The sequence below is a fragment of the Pseudomonas sp. R15(2017) genome (genome assembly GCF_002112685.1).
Classification (GTDB): domain Bacteria; phylum Pseudomonadota; class Gammaproteobacteria; order Pseudomonadales; family Pseudomonadaceae; genus Aquipseudomonas; species Aquipseudomonas glycinae.
Genome location: NZ_NEII01000003.1, coordinates 398,022 through 411,628, shown reverse-complemented (window position 1 = coordinate 411,628; position 13,607 = coordinate 398,022). Strand labels below are relative to the sequence as shown.

At 62.2% G+C, this 13,607-nt stretch carries 11 protein-coding genes; 1 reads left to right on the top strand and 10 read right to left on the bottom strand.

Features of this window, described 5'->3' with window-relative positions:
- Positions 1–40: 40 nt before the first annotated feature.
- The 9 genes from CAF77_RS08825 to CAF77_RS08785 form a co-directional block, all read right to left on the bottom strand.
- Positions 41–562 carry a DUF3455 domain-containing protein gene (locus CAF77_RS08825; RefSeq protein ID WP_011335078.1) on the bottom strand — a complete coding sequence of 174 codons (522 nt, stop codon included), beginning with the start codon at positions 560–562 and terminating at the stop codon, positions 41–43.
- Positions 563–710: 148 nt separating this feature from the next.
- Positions 711–2,324 carry an ABC transporter ATP-binding protein gene (locus CAF77_RS08820; protein WP_085654305.1) on the bottom strand — a complete coding sequence of 538 codons (1,614 nt, stop codon included), beginning with the start codon at positions 2,322–2,324 and terminating at the stop codon, positions 711–713.
- 14 nt (positions 2,325–2,338) lie between these two features.
- Positions 2,339–3,361 carry an ABC transporter permease gene (locus tag CAF77_RS08815; protein WP_011335076.1) on the bottom strand — a complete coding sequence of 341 codons (1,023 nt, stop codon included), beginning with the start codon at positions 3,359–3,361 and terminating at the stop codon, positions 2,339–2,341.
- Entirely contained in the window at positions 3,361–4,425 is a 1,065-nt protein-coding gene (locus CAF77_RS08810) for a microcin C ABC transporter permease YejB (protein WP_085654304.1), read from the bottom strand. The genes CAF77_RS08815 and CAF77_RS08810 overlap by 1 nt, the downstream gene beginning before the upstream one ends.
- Before the next feature lies 1 nt (position 4,426).
- Positions 4,427–6,298, bottom strand: coding sequence for an extracellular solute-binding protein (locus CAF77_RS08805; protein WP_085654303.1), 1,872 nt, complete (start codon positions 6,296–6,298; stop codon positions 4,427–4,429).
- Positions 6,299–6,386: 88 nt separating this feature from the next.
- The gene (locus CAF77_RS08800) at positions 6,387–9,092 is read right to left on the bottom strand and encodes a TonB-dependent receptor (protein WP_085654302.1); all 2,706 of its coding nucleotides are present in this window, start codon (positions 9,090–9,092) and stop codon (positions 6,387–6,389) included.
- Positions 9,093–9,299: 207 nt separating this feature from the next.
- Positions 9,300–9,701, bottom strand: a complete 402-nt coding sequence (locus tag CAF77_RS08795) for a biopolymer transporter ExbD (protein ID WP_011335072.1) — start codon at positions 9,699–9,701, stop codon at positions 9,300–9,302.
- Positions 9,701–10,405: a MotA/TolQ/ExbB proton channel family protein gene (locus tag CAF77_RS08790; RefSeq protein ID WP_007959058.1), complete on the bottom strand. Its 705-nt coding sequence runs from the start codon at positions 10,403–10,405 to the stop codon at positions 9,701–9,703. Before CAF77_RS08790 ends, CAF77_RS08795 begins: the two co-directional genes overlap by 1 nt.
- A gap of 61 nt (positions 10,406–10,466) precedes the next feature.
- Complete coding sequence (locus tag CAF77_RS08785) at positions 10,467–11,285, bottom strand: TonB family protein (RefSeq protein ID WP_064380863.1); 819 nt, start codon at positions 11,283–11,285, stop codon at positions 10,467–10,469.
- Positions 11,286–12,351: 1,066 nt separating this feature from the next.
- On the opposite strand from CAF77_RS08785, the gene CAF77_RS08780 reads away from it, so the two are divergent.
- Complete coding sequence (locus CAF77_RS08780) at positions 12,352–12,975, top strand: glutathione S-transferase N-terminal domain-containing protein (RefSeq protein WP_011335069.1); 624 nt, start codon at positions 12,352–12,354, stop codon at positions 12,973–12,975.
- 144 nt (positions 12,976–13,119) lie between these two features.
- On the opposite strand, the gene CAF77_RS08775 is transcribed toward CAF77_RS08780, so the two are convergent.
- Positions 13,120–13,560 (bottom strand): CBS domain-containing protein, encoded by a 441-nt coding sequence (locus CAF77_RS08775; protein WP_064380861.1) that lies wholly within the window; start codon positions 13,558–13,560, stop codon positions 13,120–13,122.
- Positions 13,561–13,607 lie beyond the last annotated feature (47 nt).

The following is a 13,607-nucleotide window of genomic DNA, read 5'->3' as shown; positions in this document are numbered from 1 at the left end:
CCTGCAATCTAGCAAGCATCGAGCAAACGTCCAGTCAGGCTCAGTTCGCGGCCCAGAAAATGTAGTCGGCCTGGTACTTCACCACTTCCTGTTTGCCCTTGTTCGCCGCCGTGCATTCGCTGCCCGGCGCCACGCCGCCCTTGAGCGCGACGCGCTGGATGTAGCTCACGCCGCTCATCGCGCCTTTGCCCTCGGCGGGGTTGGCCTTGACCAGCTGATAGGGCAGGTTGCCCGGGCTCGATGGCGCTACGGCCAGTTGCGTGCCGGTGACTTTCGAACCGTCCTTTGCCTGCCAGGTGGCGGGCGGGCCGAAGTAGGTGCCGACCTGTTTGCCGCTGCGATCGTTGAGCACCGCTTTCGGGCCGACGAACACCCACTCGGTCTGGCCGGCGACATTGGCCTTGTCCCGGCATTCGTAGGTGATCTCGCCGACCCCGGTGGTTTCCATCGCGATCTTGTGACCGTCCGGCACCTTGATCGCATCGGGATAACTGCTTTGGGCAAAGCTTGTCGAGGCGACGGCGAGCAAACCGGTGAAGCCGATCAGTTGGGTGATGTTCATCAGTGTTTCTCCGAAAAAGGGTAAACCGCTGACAGCCGAAAGAGGGCTGTTACAGGGACTACCCGCGACGGAGGCGTTTGGATGCAGGGCCCGACAAATAATTTTGAAAACACTGCAACCCCGCTCCCACAGGGATCTTCAGCATTGGTCAGATTGTTGTAACCAGCTCTTTCCCGGTTTTTGCCAATGCCAGGCCGGAGGCCTTCAGGAGTTCCTGAGTGTAGGCATGCTGCGGCGCCGCAAAAATCTCCCGGGACGACCCCTGTTCCACCACCTTTCCGTCCTTGATCACCATCAAATCGTGCGCCAGTGCATGCACCACCGCCAGGTCATGGCTGATGAACAGGTACGTCAGCCCATGGCGGATCTGCAATTGCCGCAACAACTCCACCACCTGTTTCTGCACCGTGCGGTCCAGCGCCGAGGTCGGTTCGTCGAGCAGAATCAGCGTCGGTTCCAGCACCAGCGCCCGGGCGATGGAAATGCGCTGGCGCTGGCCGCCGGAGAATTCGTGGGGATAGCGATGGCGGCTCTGCGGGTCGAGGCCGACTTCCTTCAAGACGCGGATCACCGCAGCCTCACGTTCTTCGGGCGTGCCGATGCCGTGGGTCAGCAGGCCTTCGGCAATGATCTGCTGCACCGACATCCGTGGGCTGAGGCTGCCGAACGGGTCCTGGAACACTACCTGAATCTGTCGGCGCAACGGGCGCATCAAGCGCTGATTGAGCAGGCTCAGTTGCTTGTTGCCGAAGCAAATCTCGCCCTCGGATTCCACCAGCCGCAGAATCGCCTGGCCCAGCGTCGATTTGCCCGAGCCGGACTCGCCGACGATCCCCAGGGTCTTGCCCCGTTGCAGCCGGAAACTCACGCCGTCCACGGCCTTGATGTATTGCTGGGTGCGGCTGAACAACGCCTTGGGCAGCGGGAACCAGACTTTCAGATCGTCCACCTCCAGCAGGTTGTGATCATAGCGACTCGGCACCGGTGCGCCCGACGGTTCCGCCTCGATCAGCAGCCGGCTGTAGGGATGCTGCGGGGCGCGGAACAGCATTTCGCAATCGGCCTGTTCGACGATTTCCCCGTGGCGCATCACGCACACCCGTTGGGCGATGCGCCGCACCAGATTGAGGTCGTGAGTGATCAGCAGCAGCGACATGCCGAGGCGTTGCTGCAACTCGATCAGCAGCTCGAGAATCTTCTGCTGTACGGTCACATCCAGCGCCGTGGTCGGCTCATCGGCGATCAGCAATTCCGGTTCGTTAGCCAGCGCCATGGCGATCATCACCCGTTGCCGCTGGCCGCCGGAGAGCTGGTGCGGATAGGCCTTCAGACGCTGCAACGGCTGGCGAATGCCGACCAGTTCCAGCAGTTCCAGCGTGCGCTGGCGCGCGGCGCGGCCCTTGAGTCCCTTGTGGATCTCCAGCACTTCGCTGATCTGTTTTTCCACCGTGTGCAACGGGTTCAGCGAGGTCATCGGCTCCTGGAAAATCATCGCGATGCGGTTGCCGCGCAAGCTGCGCATCTGCTGTTCACTGGCGTGCAGCAAGTCCACGCCGTTGTAACGGATGCTGCCCGTGCTACTGACGGTTTTGCCTGGCAGCAAACGCAGGATCGAGTGCGCCGTCACCGACTTGCCCGAGCCGGATTCACCGACCAGTGCCAGGCATTCGCCACGGCGGATGTCGAGGTTCACGCCGTGCACCACTTCGTGCCCGGCGAAGGCGACGCGCAGGTCGCGGATTTCAATCAGGTTATCGGTCATATCAGCTCCGGGGATCAGGATCGCGGATCGAACGCGTCACGGCAGGCTTCGCCGATGAACACCAGCAGGGACAGAATCAGCGCCAGGGCAAAAAACGCCGTCAGCCCCAGCCACGGCGCTTGCAGATTGCGCTTGGCCTGGCCGATCAGTTCCCCCAGCGATGCGGTGCCGGCGGGCATGCCGAAGCCGAGAAAATCCAGTGCGGTGAGGGTGGCGATGGCACCGGTCAGAATGAACGGCAGGTAGGTGAGGGTGGAGGTCATGGCGTTGGGCAGAATGTGCCGGCGCATCAGCTCGCTGTCCGTCAGGCCCAGCGCCCGCGCGGCCTTGACGTATTCCAGGCTGCGCCCGCGCAGGAACTCGGCGCGCACCACATCCACCAGTGCCAGCCAGGAAAACAGCGCCATGATCCCCAGCAGCCACCAGAAACTCGGCGAGACGAACCCCGACAAAATGATCAGCAGGTACAGCACCGGCAATCCCGACCAGATCTCCAGCACCCGCTGCCCGAGCAAGTCGACCCAGCCGCCGTAATAACCCTGCAACGCCCCGGCCACGATGCCGACCAGCGCACTGACGGCGGTGAGGATCAGCGCAAACAGAATCGAAATCCGCGTGCCGAAAATCACCCGCGCCAACACGTCCCGGGCCTGATCGTCAGTGCCCAGCCAGTTGCTGGAGGACGGCGGGCTCGGCGCCGGTTCCGTGAGGTCGTAATTAACCGTGTCGTAGCTGAACGGGATCGGTGGGAACAGCATCCAGCCGCCCTGATCCTCGATCAGTTTGTGTACGTAATTGCTGGCGTAATCCGGCTGGAACGGCAGTTCGCCGCCGAAATCGGTTTCCAGATAATCGCTGAGGATCGGGAAGTAAAAGGCGTTGTGGTAGCGGATCACCAGCGGCTTGTCGTTGGCGATCAGTTCGCCGCCGAGGCAGATCAGGCACAGCCCGATGAACAGCCACAGCGACCAGCGCCCGCGACGGTTGGCCTTGAATTGGGCGATGCGCCGCCGGCCCAGAGGGGAGAGTGTGAACATCAGGCAGTCCTCGCCGAGAAGTCGATGCGCGGGTCGAGCAGGGTGTAGCAGAGGTCGCCGATCAGCTTGATCAACAGGCCGAACAGGGTGAACAGAAACAGCGTGCCGAACACCACCGGATAGTCCCGCGACACCGCCGCTTCGTAGCTCATGCGCCCGAGGCCGTCGAGGTTGAAGATGGTTTCGATCAGTAGGGAACCGGCGAAAAACACCTCGATCAATGCCGATGGCACTCCGGCCACCACCAGCAGCATTGCGTTGCGAAACACATGGCCGTAGAGCACGCGTCTTTCGGTCAGGCCCTTGGCGCGCGCGGTGATCACGTACTGGCGGCTGATCTCGTTGAGGAAGCTGTTCTTGGTCAGGATCGTCAGCGTCGCAAAACCGCCGATCACCAGCGCCGTCACCGGCAACACCAGGTGCCAGAGGTAGTCGCCGACCTTGCCCCACAGGCTCAGGCTGTCGAAGTTGTCCGAGACCAGCCCCTGCACCGGAAACCAGTTGACGTAGCTACCCCCGGCGAACACCACGATCAGGAGGATCGCGAACAGAAACGCCGGCATCGCGTAACCGACGATGATCGCGGTGCTGCTCCAGACATCGAACGCGCTGCCGTTTTTGACTGCCTTGCGAATGCCCAGCGGGATCGAAATCAGGTAGGTGATCAAGGTCGCCCACAGGCCAAGGGACAGCGACACCGGCAGCTTCTGCACGATCAGATCCGTCACCTTCGCACCGCGAAAGAAGCTGCTGCCCAGGTCCAGTTGCGCGTAGTTTTTCAGCATCAGCCACAGGCGTTCGTGCATCGGTTTGTCGAAGCCGTAGTGGTGCTTGATCTCTTCGATCAGCGCCGGGTCCAGGCCACGGCTGCTGCGCCCGGCACCGCCGATGGCCGTGACCTCGCTGGCGCCGCCCATGCTGTGCCCGCCGAAGCCTTGCAGGCGGGCGATGGCTTGTTCCACCGGGCCGCCGGGCGCGGCCTGCACGATGACGAAGTTGACCACCAGAATGCACAGCAGCGTCGGGATGATCAGCAACAGACGTCGACTCAGATAACGCCACATGTCACTGGCCCCCCGCGAGCTGGCGCAGGGCACTCATCTGCTGGTTGGTCAGCGGCTTGGCCGAGACCTCCCACCAGGTATCGAGGCCTTCGCTGTAAATCGGCTGCACCGGTGGCATGCCGAAGCGGTTCTGATACACCGTCGGTGTGCCTTTGGAGTAGTAGTTGGGAATCATGTAGTCACCCCATTGCAGCACCCGGTCGAGGGCGCGGGCATAACGCACCATGGCGTCGCGGGTATTGGCCTGGACCAGGCCGTCGATCAGCCGGTCCACCGCAGGGTCGGCCAGCACCATCGAATTGGAGCTGCCGACCTGCGTGGCGCTCTGTGAGGCGTAGAGGCTGTACAACTCGCGGCCCGGCGAGACGATCGGATCGCCGCTGCGCGGGAAACTGGTGACGATCATGTCGTAGTCCCGGGCGTTGAGCCGGTTGATGTATTGCGCCGAATCGATACGTCGCAAATTGAGGGTGATGCCGATCTGCGCCAGGGTGCGTTTGTACGGCAGCAGCATGCGGTCGAAGCCGCCCTGGCCGTCGAGGAAGGTGAATTCGAAGGGCTCGCCGGCGGCGTTCACCAGTCGGTTGTTTTTCGGCGTCCATCCGGCCTCGGCCAACAGCTTCAGGGCCTGCAACTGCTTGTCGCGGATGTAGCCGCTGCCATCGGTTTTCGGCGCCTGATAGACCCGGCTGAAAACCTCGTCCGGAATCTGTCCGCGCAGCGGTTCGAGGATCGCCAGCTCCCCGGCGTCGGGCAGTGCGGTGGCGGCCATTTCACTCTTCGGCCAGTAGCTGTTCTGGCGCACGTAGAAGCCGCGCATCATCTGCTTGTTGGTCCACTCGAAATCCCACAGCAGGCTCAGCGCCTGACGCACGCGGCGATCCTTGAACAGCGGATTCTGCAGGTTGAACACGAAACCCTGGGCGCAGGTCGGTTTGTCCGGGGCGAGAATTGCCTGTTGCAGGCGACCGTCGCGCAGGGCCGGGCTGTCGTAGCCGACCACGTAGCCGGACGAGGAAAACTCGCGGTTGTAGTCGAACGCGCCGGCCTGCAGCAGTTGTCGGGCGACGTCGGTGTCGCCGTAGAAATTCACGGTCAGGCTGTCGAAGTTGTACATCCCGCGACTGACCGGCAGGTCCTTGCCCCACCAATCCGGATCGCGCTGGAAACCGATGCTGCGTCCCGCGTCGACCTTGCTCACCCGATACGGGCCGCTGCCCAATGGTGGTTCGAAACCGCCGCCGTTGGCGAAGTCGCGGGTTTTCCACCAGTGCTCGGGCACCGGTCGCAGCGACGCCAGATCCAGCGCCAGGGTGCGGTTGAGGTTGTTCTTGAAGGTGAAGCGAATCTGCCGCGGGCCTTCGATCAGCACGTCCTGCACGTCGGCGTATTGCTGGCGATAACTCAGGCTGCCCTTGGTCATCAACAGTTCGAAGGTGTAGCGCACGTCCTCGGCGGTGATCGGCGTGCCGTCGGCGAAACGCGCCTCGGGATTCAGGTTGAAGCGCACCCACAGACCGTCGGGATCGCGCTCCATGGTTTGCGCCACCAGACCGTAGACGGTGTAGGGCTCGTCCAGCGAGCGGAACGCCAGCGGCGAATACACCCAGTCGTTGACCTGCACCACGGGAATGCCCTGATCGGCATACGGGGTGATGTAGTTGTACTGACCGATCTCCATCGAAGCGCGGCTGAGCGAGCCACCCTTGGGGGCGTCGGGATTGACGAAGTCGAAGTGCTGGAAGCCGGCGGGGTATTTCGGCGCTTCGCCGTACACCGTCATCGCGTAGCTGCCGCCAGCCAGCGCAGCTGACGCGTTGCACAGCAGCGCGCTGCCGAGCAGCAGGCCGGCCATGTTGCGCAGAAAACTCATGAGATCACTCCTCAAACCTCTGAAAGAACAAGGACCCCCTGTGGGAGCTGGCAAGCCAGCTCCCACAGGGTTATGCAGTGCTCGTTCCTTAGAAGTGGTACGTCATGCGCGCAAAAAGCGTGCGGCCCAGCGGGTCGGTGTAGCGCGGGTCATAACCGCTCTGGAAGTTGTAAGCCTGGTTGGAGAACGGCGGATCGCGGTCGAACAGGTTCTTCACCCCGGCATCGACGTCCAGCACCTTGTCGAAGGTGTAGCCGGCCGACAGGTCCCACACCGAATACGATGCGACCCGCGCGTTGGTCTCGCGGTCGTAGTCGTTGTAGCCGGTGGTGAAGCGGTTGGTCAGCGCCGCGCGGGCTGCACCGAAGGTCCAGGAACCGGTCAGGTTGTGTTTCCAGCGGGCAATCACACCGTCGCCCTTGAAGTCGCCGACCTTGTCGGTGAACGGACCCTTGATGGTGCTCTGGAAGTCGTACTCGTCGACATAGGTGCCTTGCAGGCCCAAGCCGAACTGACCGTACGGCGTGTTCGGGAAGCGATAGTCCAGCGACACATCGACGCCGTTGGTTTCGACGATGCCGAGGTTGGCGTTGCCGGTGACGATGTAGTTGAGCGTGCCGTCGGCGTTGCGCACAAAGCGGTCAGGGTAGCTGCCGGCCTGATCGAACACGGTGGATTCCGGGAACGGCTGGATCTGGTTGGAGATGTGAATCCACCAGAAATCCAGGCCCACGGACAGATTGCTGACCGGCTGATAGACAAAGCCCAGCGTGACGTTGCGCGCCTTCTCCGGGGCCAGGTCTTCGTTGCCGCCGATCTGGTTGAGGAACTGCTGACCGCAATCGCGCCCGCCGTTGCCGCCCGGTTGCACCACGCCGCCGGTACACAGCACCGGGTCGTTGTAGTAGCCCTGGGTGTAGGTGATGCTGCGCGGCGAATACAGCTCATACAGCGACGGCGCGCGGAAGCCTTCGCTGTAGGCGCCGCGCACCACCAGCTCCTTGAGCGGCTGATAACGGAACGAATATTTCGGGTTGGTGGTGCTGCCGAAGTCACTGTATTTGTCGTGACGCACGGCGGCGGACAATTCCAGGCTGTCGAGTACCGGTACGTTGATTTCCGCGTAGGCGGCTTTCACGCTGCGGTCGCCCTCGACGCTGCCGGCCGGGTCGATGCCCAGGCTCTGGATGTCGCCGGCAAAGGCTTCGTAGTCTTGGTGGAATTTCTCTTTGCGGTACTCGCCGCCCAGGGCCAGGCCGGACGGACCGGCACCGAACCAGTCACCGATTTCGCGACTGATCCGCCCGTCGAAACCGGCGACCCGACCGACCGCCGTGGAATAGGCGCCGTGGTACGCGGCCTGGTCGATGTATTGCTGGCCGGCGCTGGTCTGCGGGCCGAACGGGTTGAGCAGGCCGCTGGCCAGACCGTCGATCATCGCCTGATCGCTGACGTAGCCGCTGGTAACGCTGGAGACGATCTTGTTCTGGTTGTACGAGGCGCCGACGTTGTAGTCCCAGCCGCCCACCAGACCGTCGAAGCTCAGCAAAAAGCGCTGGCTGGTGTTCTGGTCTTTCGATTCACGCGGGCCGGCGGCGGTTTCGCGCCAGTTCACGTCCACCGGTTGCGTCGGGTCGAGGGCAAAATCGGTGGGCGCCGGGGTGATGCCGTTGCCGGGGTAGTAGGGCGAGGACGAATCCAGGCTCAGGCCGGTCAATGGCGCCGGGCCGACAGCGGTGGCGTTGTTGTTGCGCGACCAGAAGTATTCAAGGTTGACGTTGTGGTCGTCGGCCAGTTTGCCGGTGGTCTTGCCGAAGAACGACGTCTTCTCGGTCTGCGGCACCAGGTCGATGAATTCCCGGGTGCTAAAGCGGCAGAGGCCGTCGCGGGCCACCAGGTTGGGGCCGTTGCAATTGCTGTTGGCCAGCGGGTTGGTGGCGTTGCCGTTCTGGCTGTAGTTGCCGGGGAACGCGGTGCCGGAGGTCTGGTCGAGACCTCGGCCGGGCACGTAGTCACGGGCGAAGGAGCGGTCGTTGGCGTCGAGGTTCTGTTGCTTGTTGTAGTTGAACACGCCGAGCACGTTGAAGCGGTCCTGCTCCAGGTCGCCGTAGCCCCAGCTTGCGCTCATGTCCTTGGTCGCACCGCCGCCGCTGTGGGTCGGGGTTTCGCCGCCGAGGGTGAGCTGGCCGTCGGTCATGGATTTCTTGGTGATGAAGTTGATCACGCCGCCGATGGCGTCGGTGCCGTACAGGGCCGAGGCGCCGTCGCGCAGCACTTCCACACGCTCGATCGCGGCAAACGGGATCATGTTCAGATCCACCGCGCCGCCGGCCGAGTTGGTGCCCGACAGGGCGTTGTTGGCCAGTCGGCGACCGTTGAGCAGCACCAGCGTCTTGTTCGCGCCGATGCCGCGCATGTCGGCAAACGATGCGCCGCCGGTGGCCGCGCCGACCGAGCCTGCGCTGTTGTTGATCGACTGGCTGCCGGTGATGCGCTGCACCAGTTCGGCGGTGGTGGTCACGCCCTGTTTGCGCAGTTCATCGGCCTTGAGCACGGTGATCGGCACCGCCGTTTCCGCATCGACCCGGCGAATCGCCGAACCGGTCACTTCGACCCGTTGCAGTTGCGTGGTCGGCGCAACCACCGCAGCGGCGGCCGGGACGCCGTTGTCGTCCTCGGCAGCCTGAACCCCGGCGCCCATCCCCATGGCCACCAGGTACAACGGAACGAAACGGTGGCGGGAAATCGTTGCCACCAAGGGTTTGAGCGTGAAGCGTGGAGTGTTCATCAGCATGGTTGTTTCCGACTTTGTTAGACGTTTATCGAAATGGCCTTGTGAGCCCTCTTTGCACGGAGCACGGTGGTGCCGCGCCGCGAAAACCACTTTCTTCAAGCAAGCCGATCCCCTCCGAAGACGCGCAGCGTTTTTCGGTCGGCCGATTGCGACGGGATTCAACGAACGGTGCCGGGCGCGTCCCTCACAGCGCGCCCGGCACCGCCGTCAGCGGGTGGTCATCACCGATATCTTGGTGATGCCCGAGCGCTCGATGGACGCCATGGCTTTGGCGACCTGGCCGTAATTCACGGCGGAGTCGGCCTGCAGCTGCACGCGTACGTCGGCATCCTTGGCCTTGACCTCCTTGAGGCTGGCCTCCAGTGATTCCGGCGCCAGCTCGGTCTTGGCCAGAAAGAACTTGCCGTCCTGATCGACGCTGACCACCACCGGGTCCTTCTTTTCGGCGGGAGCGACGGCGTCGGTTTTTGGCAGGTTGACCTTGATCGCGTTGGTCATCAGCGGCGCGGTGACGATGAACACCACCAGCAGCACGAGCATCACGTCCACCAGCGGCGTGACGTTCATTTCGCTGAGCACTTCATCGCTGTCTTGAGTGGAAAAGGACATCAGCTGGCCTCCCGCACGGCGGCCGTGGATTTGGCGATGGCCTGGCGGCTGATGGAAAACGCACTGCGCGAGGCGAGGGCGTCGAAGTCGTGGGCGAAGTCATCCATGTCCGCCGAAGCCAGCTTCAGGCGCCGCAGGAAGAAGTTGTAGATCAGCACCGCCGGCACCGCGACGGCAATGCCCACACCGGTTGCAATCAGCGCGTGGCCGATCGGCCCGGCCACGGTTTCCAGGCTGGCCGAACCGCTGGCGCCGATGCTTTGCAGGGCTTCCATGATTCCCCACACGGTGCCGAACAGGCCAATGAACGGCGCGGTGCTGCCGATGCTGGCGAGGATCGCTTGGCCGTTTTCCAGCGAGCGACGTTCCTTCTGGATCTGCTGGCGCAAGTTGCGTTCCAGACGATCGGAACGGTTGATGGTGTGCGCCAGTTGTTGGGTGGTGCGCGGGGATTCCTCCACCAACAGGGCTTCGAAACCGCTGCTGGCGATCCGCGCCAGCGAGCCCGGATACTGGCTGGCGTGTTCGGCGGCGGTCAGCAGATCCGGCGCGCCCCAGAAGGCTTTGCTGAACTGCCGGTTCTGGGTTTTCTGGCGCAGGTATTGCGCCGACTTGACCAGCAGGATCGCCCAGCTGACCACGGAAAACAGCACCAGCCCCCAGAGCACGCCGGGGACAATCATCGAAGACAGAGAATCGTTCATGGCTACACCTCGCTTGCGTTAATCGGTTGTGAGTTCGGTTGTGAGTTCGGTTGTCGCGCCGTCATTGCGGCAATTTGAAATCGATGGTCTGGGTAGCGAAGCCGTCGATCGGTGTGTCGCCGCGCTTGGCCGGAATGAACTTCCAGGCCTTCACCGCCGCGACTGCCGCGTCATCCAGTTGCGGCTTGCCGCTGGACTTGGTCACCGTCACCGAACCGGCGCGACCGTTGGCCAGCACCTGAATCCGCAGCACCACGCTGCCTTCCCAGTTGCGCCGCAGCGCCAGCGACGGGTATTCCGGCGGCGGGTTGCCGAGGCTGGCGAGGCCGGAAATCGCCGCCGACTCTTTCACCGGGCCCGGTGCCGCCGCAGGTGCCGGTGGCGCACTCGGGGTGGCCGGAGCGGCAGGCGCTGCCGGTTGCGCAGGGACGGGCGGCGCTTTCGGCGGCTCGGCCTTTTTCACCGGTTTGGGTTTCTCGACCGGTTTCGGTTTTTCGATCGGCTTGGGTTTCTCCACCGGTTTGGGCGGCGGCTTGACCGCGTCCTCGTCTTCCACCGGTTGTTCCGGTTCGGGAGGGGGCGGTGGTGGGGGCGGCGGTTCCGGTGTCGGCGGGGCCGGCGGTGTCGGGCTGGTCAGCTCGACGGTCATTTCCGGAATTTCCGGCGGCGTGGGCAGCGGCTCGGCCCGCGCCTGCTGGAAAAACCACCAGGCGCCGCCGTGTATCAGCGCCGACACCGCCACCAGCAACAGCATCTGCTGTTTGTTCAGGCCGCCGGGCTGCGACGTGTTGGCCTTGTAGACGGGCCGACCCGCCACCGACGCAAGCGCTGCGTTCGGTACTGGCCCCGGCGGCGTTCTGTGCTTTACCGCATCGTTCATTAAAGCTCCCTCGGGTGGATGAAGGGCAATAAGGTGCCGTTCGAACAACACAGCGTTGTTCGAGTGAGTGGTCGCAACTTTCATACGGGTGTGCAGAAGCCGATAGTTGAACTATCTATTGAACAGGGCTTGTGCAGCTTATTGCTTCAGTAATGTCGACTTCGATGGTTCATTGATCCGGTCCGTGGCTGTTCTTTTATGACTGAGTGGCGAATGTCATTCTTGCCCTCATGGTTGATGCAATAGCAACCGCTGTGCCAAACAGTAAACAAATGTGTAGCGGTTATTTCACGGATGATACGTATGTCGCATTTATATAAGTTTCATTGAGCACACCGGTTTTCATGGGCGCATAACCTCCCGACAGCCCTGTTTTCAGGGCTTTTTTCAGGGCGAGACAGGCTTGGCGCGGTATCGCGCTGTTCAGCGAGATAGAGCGGCTGTTCTCGTGTCGGCCAGGACGCGTGATGGTGCGTGGCGGACTGATTTGGTGCGGGTCTGTGTTTTAGCGGGTCACAGGCGATGTTCCTTGTTTTTGTCTAAATAAAATCGGCTCTGGGTAATGATTGATAGTGCAGTTTTGGTGCGCTTTGGACATTAACGCCGAACAGCAAAAGTTGTATCGGTGTGCTGTCTGAAAGTTATTGTCGAACAATGTGTTCTTGCATTAATTAATGCAGCGCGCACGCAATGGCTTCTTGCGTGCTATTTAAAAAATAAATAGTGCAGGCGTTCAGGTAATAAAAGGAATGCACGGACTGTTCGGCGGGCGAACGCGGCGCAGGTAAACGGGCATCGAGAGAAGAGGGTGGCGCAGCAGATGAAGATTCACGCGGTGAACTCCTTGTTGCCAGCTCGGATACGCGAACTTTTGGTTCGGTATCGCACCTTACAAGAACGCGGATAGCGTTCGCTGATTGCTCTTGGTGCGGGATGGGCACCGCCAGCGCTGTTTTGCGAGATCAGGGATTCGCAAGCTGCCGATGAATGCGCAATCCGTGCCAAATTCGATACAACAGCTATAAATAGGGCCAGGCAGGACGCCTTTCGCAGTGGAGGAGGGGTTATGTATCAGCTCTACGGACATCGCAATTCAGGGGCCGCGGCCATCGAGGCGGCGCTCGAGCTGTGCCAGGTGGCTTACCGCTTCATCGATATCGAGGCCAGTGCGGAAGCGGCCCAGGAGCTGGCGCGGCTCAATCCGCTCAAACAGATCCCGACCCTGCAACTGCCGGACGGCAGTGTCATCACCGAAAGTGCGGCGATTCTGATTCATCTGGGGCAAAGCTTTGCGCAATCCGGCCTGCTGCCAGCCAACGGCGCTGACCGCGATCAGGCGATTCGGGGCTTGGTGTACATCGTCAGCAATTGTTATGCAGCCATTGGGATCATTGATTACCCGGAACGCTGGCTGGTGATGCCGGACGAGGCCTCGCGACAGAATCTGATGGCGGGGGCGCGGGAACGACTGCACTGGAGCTGGGAGGTGTTTGCCGATCAGTTCTCCGCCGAGCTGTACCTGGACGATGAAACACCGGGGGCACTGGACGTGCTGGCGGCGGTGGTCACGCGCTGGGCCGGTGCCCGCGAACACCTGCGCCAGGCCCGACCCGGTTTCCATGCATGGCTGCAACGCATCGACCGGCACCCGGTGCTGGCGCCGGTCTTTGCGCGGCATTGGCCCGGTTAAGAAATCGAATCAGATGGTGATCGTTGATCGTTCCCACGCTCCGCGTGGGAATGCAGCCCGGGATGCTCCGCGTCCCAAAGCGTGACGCAGAGCGTCACAAGAGGCATTCCCACGCAGAGCGTGGGAACGATCAGGGTGAAGGCATTATTCCCCGCGAATGTACTGCTCCAGCTGTTTGATCAGCTCGGCCTGTTCGGCAATCGCTTCCTTGACCAGGTCGCCGATCGACAGCAGGCCGATCAGTTTGCCGTTCTCCACCACCGGCAAGTGACGCAGGCGTTTGTCGGACATGATGCCAAGGCAGGTGTCGACGGTCTGGTGGGTGTCCACCGTGATCACGTTAGCCACCATGATGTCGCGCACCGGCGTGCCCACCGAGGAGCGCCCGTGCAGCACCAGTTTGCGCGCGTAATCACGCTCGCTGATGATGCCCACCACTTTGTCGTCTTCCACCACGAGCAGGGCGCCGACGTTCTTCTCGGCCATTTTCATCAGCGCTTCGAGCACCATGTGATCGGGTTTGATCTGGTGCACTTCCTGATTTTTCGGATCTTTGAGCTTGAGCAGCTGGGCGACGGTTTTCATGGCGGTTACTCAGGTGTTGTCGTTGTTCTCCAAGCATCGTAGACGCA

Coding starts and splice junctions, on each gene's coding strand:
- CAF77_RS08820 (WP_085654305.1), bottom strand. CDS start 2,324: ATGACCGATAACCTGATTGAAATCCGCGACCTGCGCGTCGCCTTCGCC.
- CAF77_RS08805 (WP_085654303.1), bottom strand. CDS start 6,298: ATGAGTTTTCTGCGCAACATGGCCGGCCTGCTGCTCGGCAGCGCGCTG.
- CAF77_RS08775 (WP_064380861.1), bottom strand. CDS start 13,560: ATGAAAACCGTCGCCCAGCTGCTCAAGCTCAAAGATCCGAAAAATCAG.
- CAF77_RS08800 (WP_085654302.1), bottom strand. CDS start 9,092: ATGCTGATGAACACTCCACGCTTCACGCTCAAACCCTTGGTGGCAACG.
- CAF77_RS08825 (WP_011335078.1), bottom strand. CDS start 562: ATGAACATCACCCAACTGATCGGCTTCACCGGTTTGCTCGCCGTCGCC.
- CAF77_RS08785 (WP_064380863.1), bottom strand. CDS start 11,285: ATGAACGATGCGGTAAAGCACAGAACGCCGCCGGGGCCAGTACCGAAC.
- CAF77_RS08790 (WP_007959058.1), bottom strand. CDS start 10,405: ATGAACGATTCTCTGTCTTCGATGATTGTCCCCGGCGTGCTCTGGGGG.
- CAF77_RS08780 (WP_011335069.1), top strand. CDS start 12,352: ATGTATCAGCTCTACGGACATCGCAATTCAGGGGCCGCGGCCATCGAG.
- CAF77_RS08810 (WP_085654304.1), bottom strand. CDS start 4,425: ATGTGGCGTTATCTGAGTCGACGTCTGTTGCTGATCATCCCGACGCTG.
- CAF77_RS08815 (WP_011335076.1), bottom strand. CDS start 3,361: ATGTTCACACTCTCCCCTCTGGGCCGGCGGCGCATCGCCCAATTCAAG.
- CAF77_RS08795 (WP_011335072.1), bottom strand. CDS start 9,701: ATGTCCTTTTCCACTCAAGACAGCGATGAAGTGCTCAGCGAAATGAAC.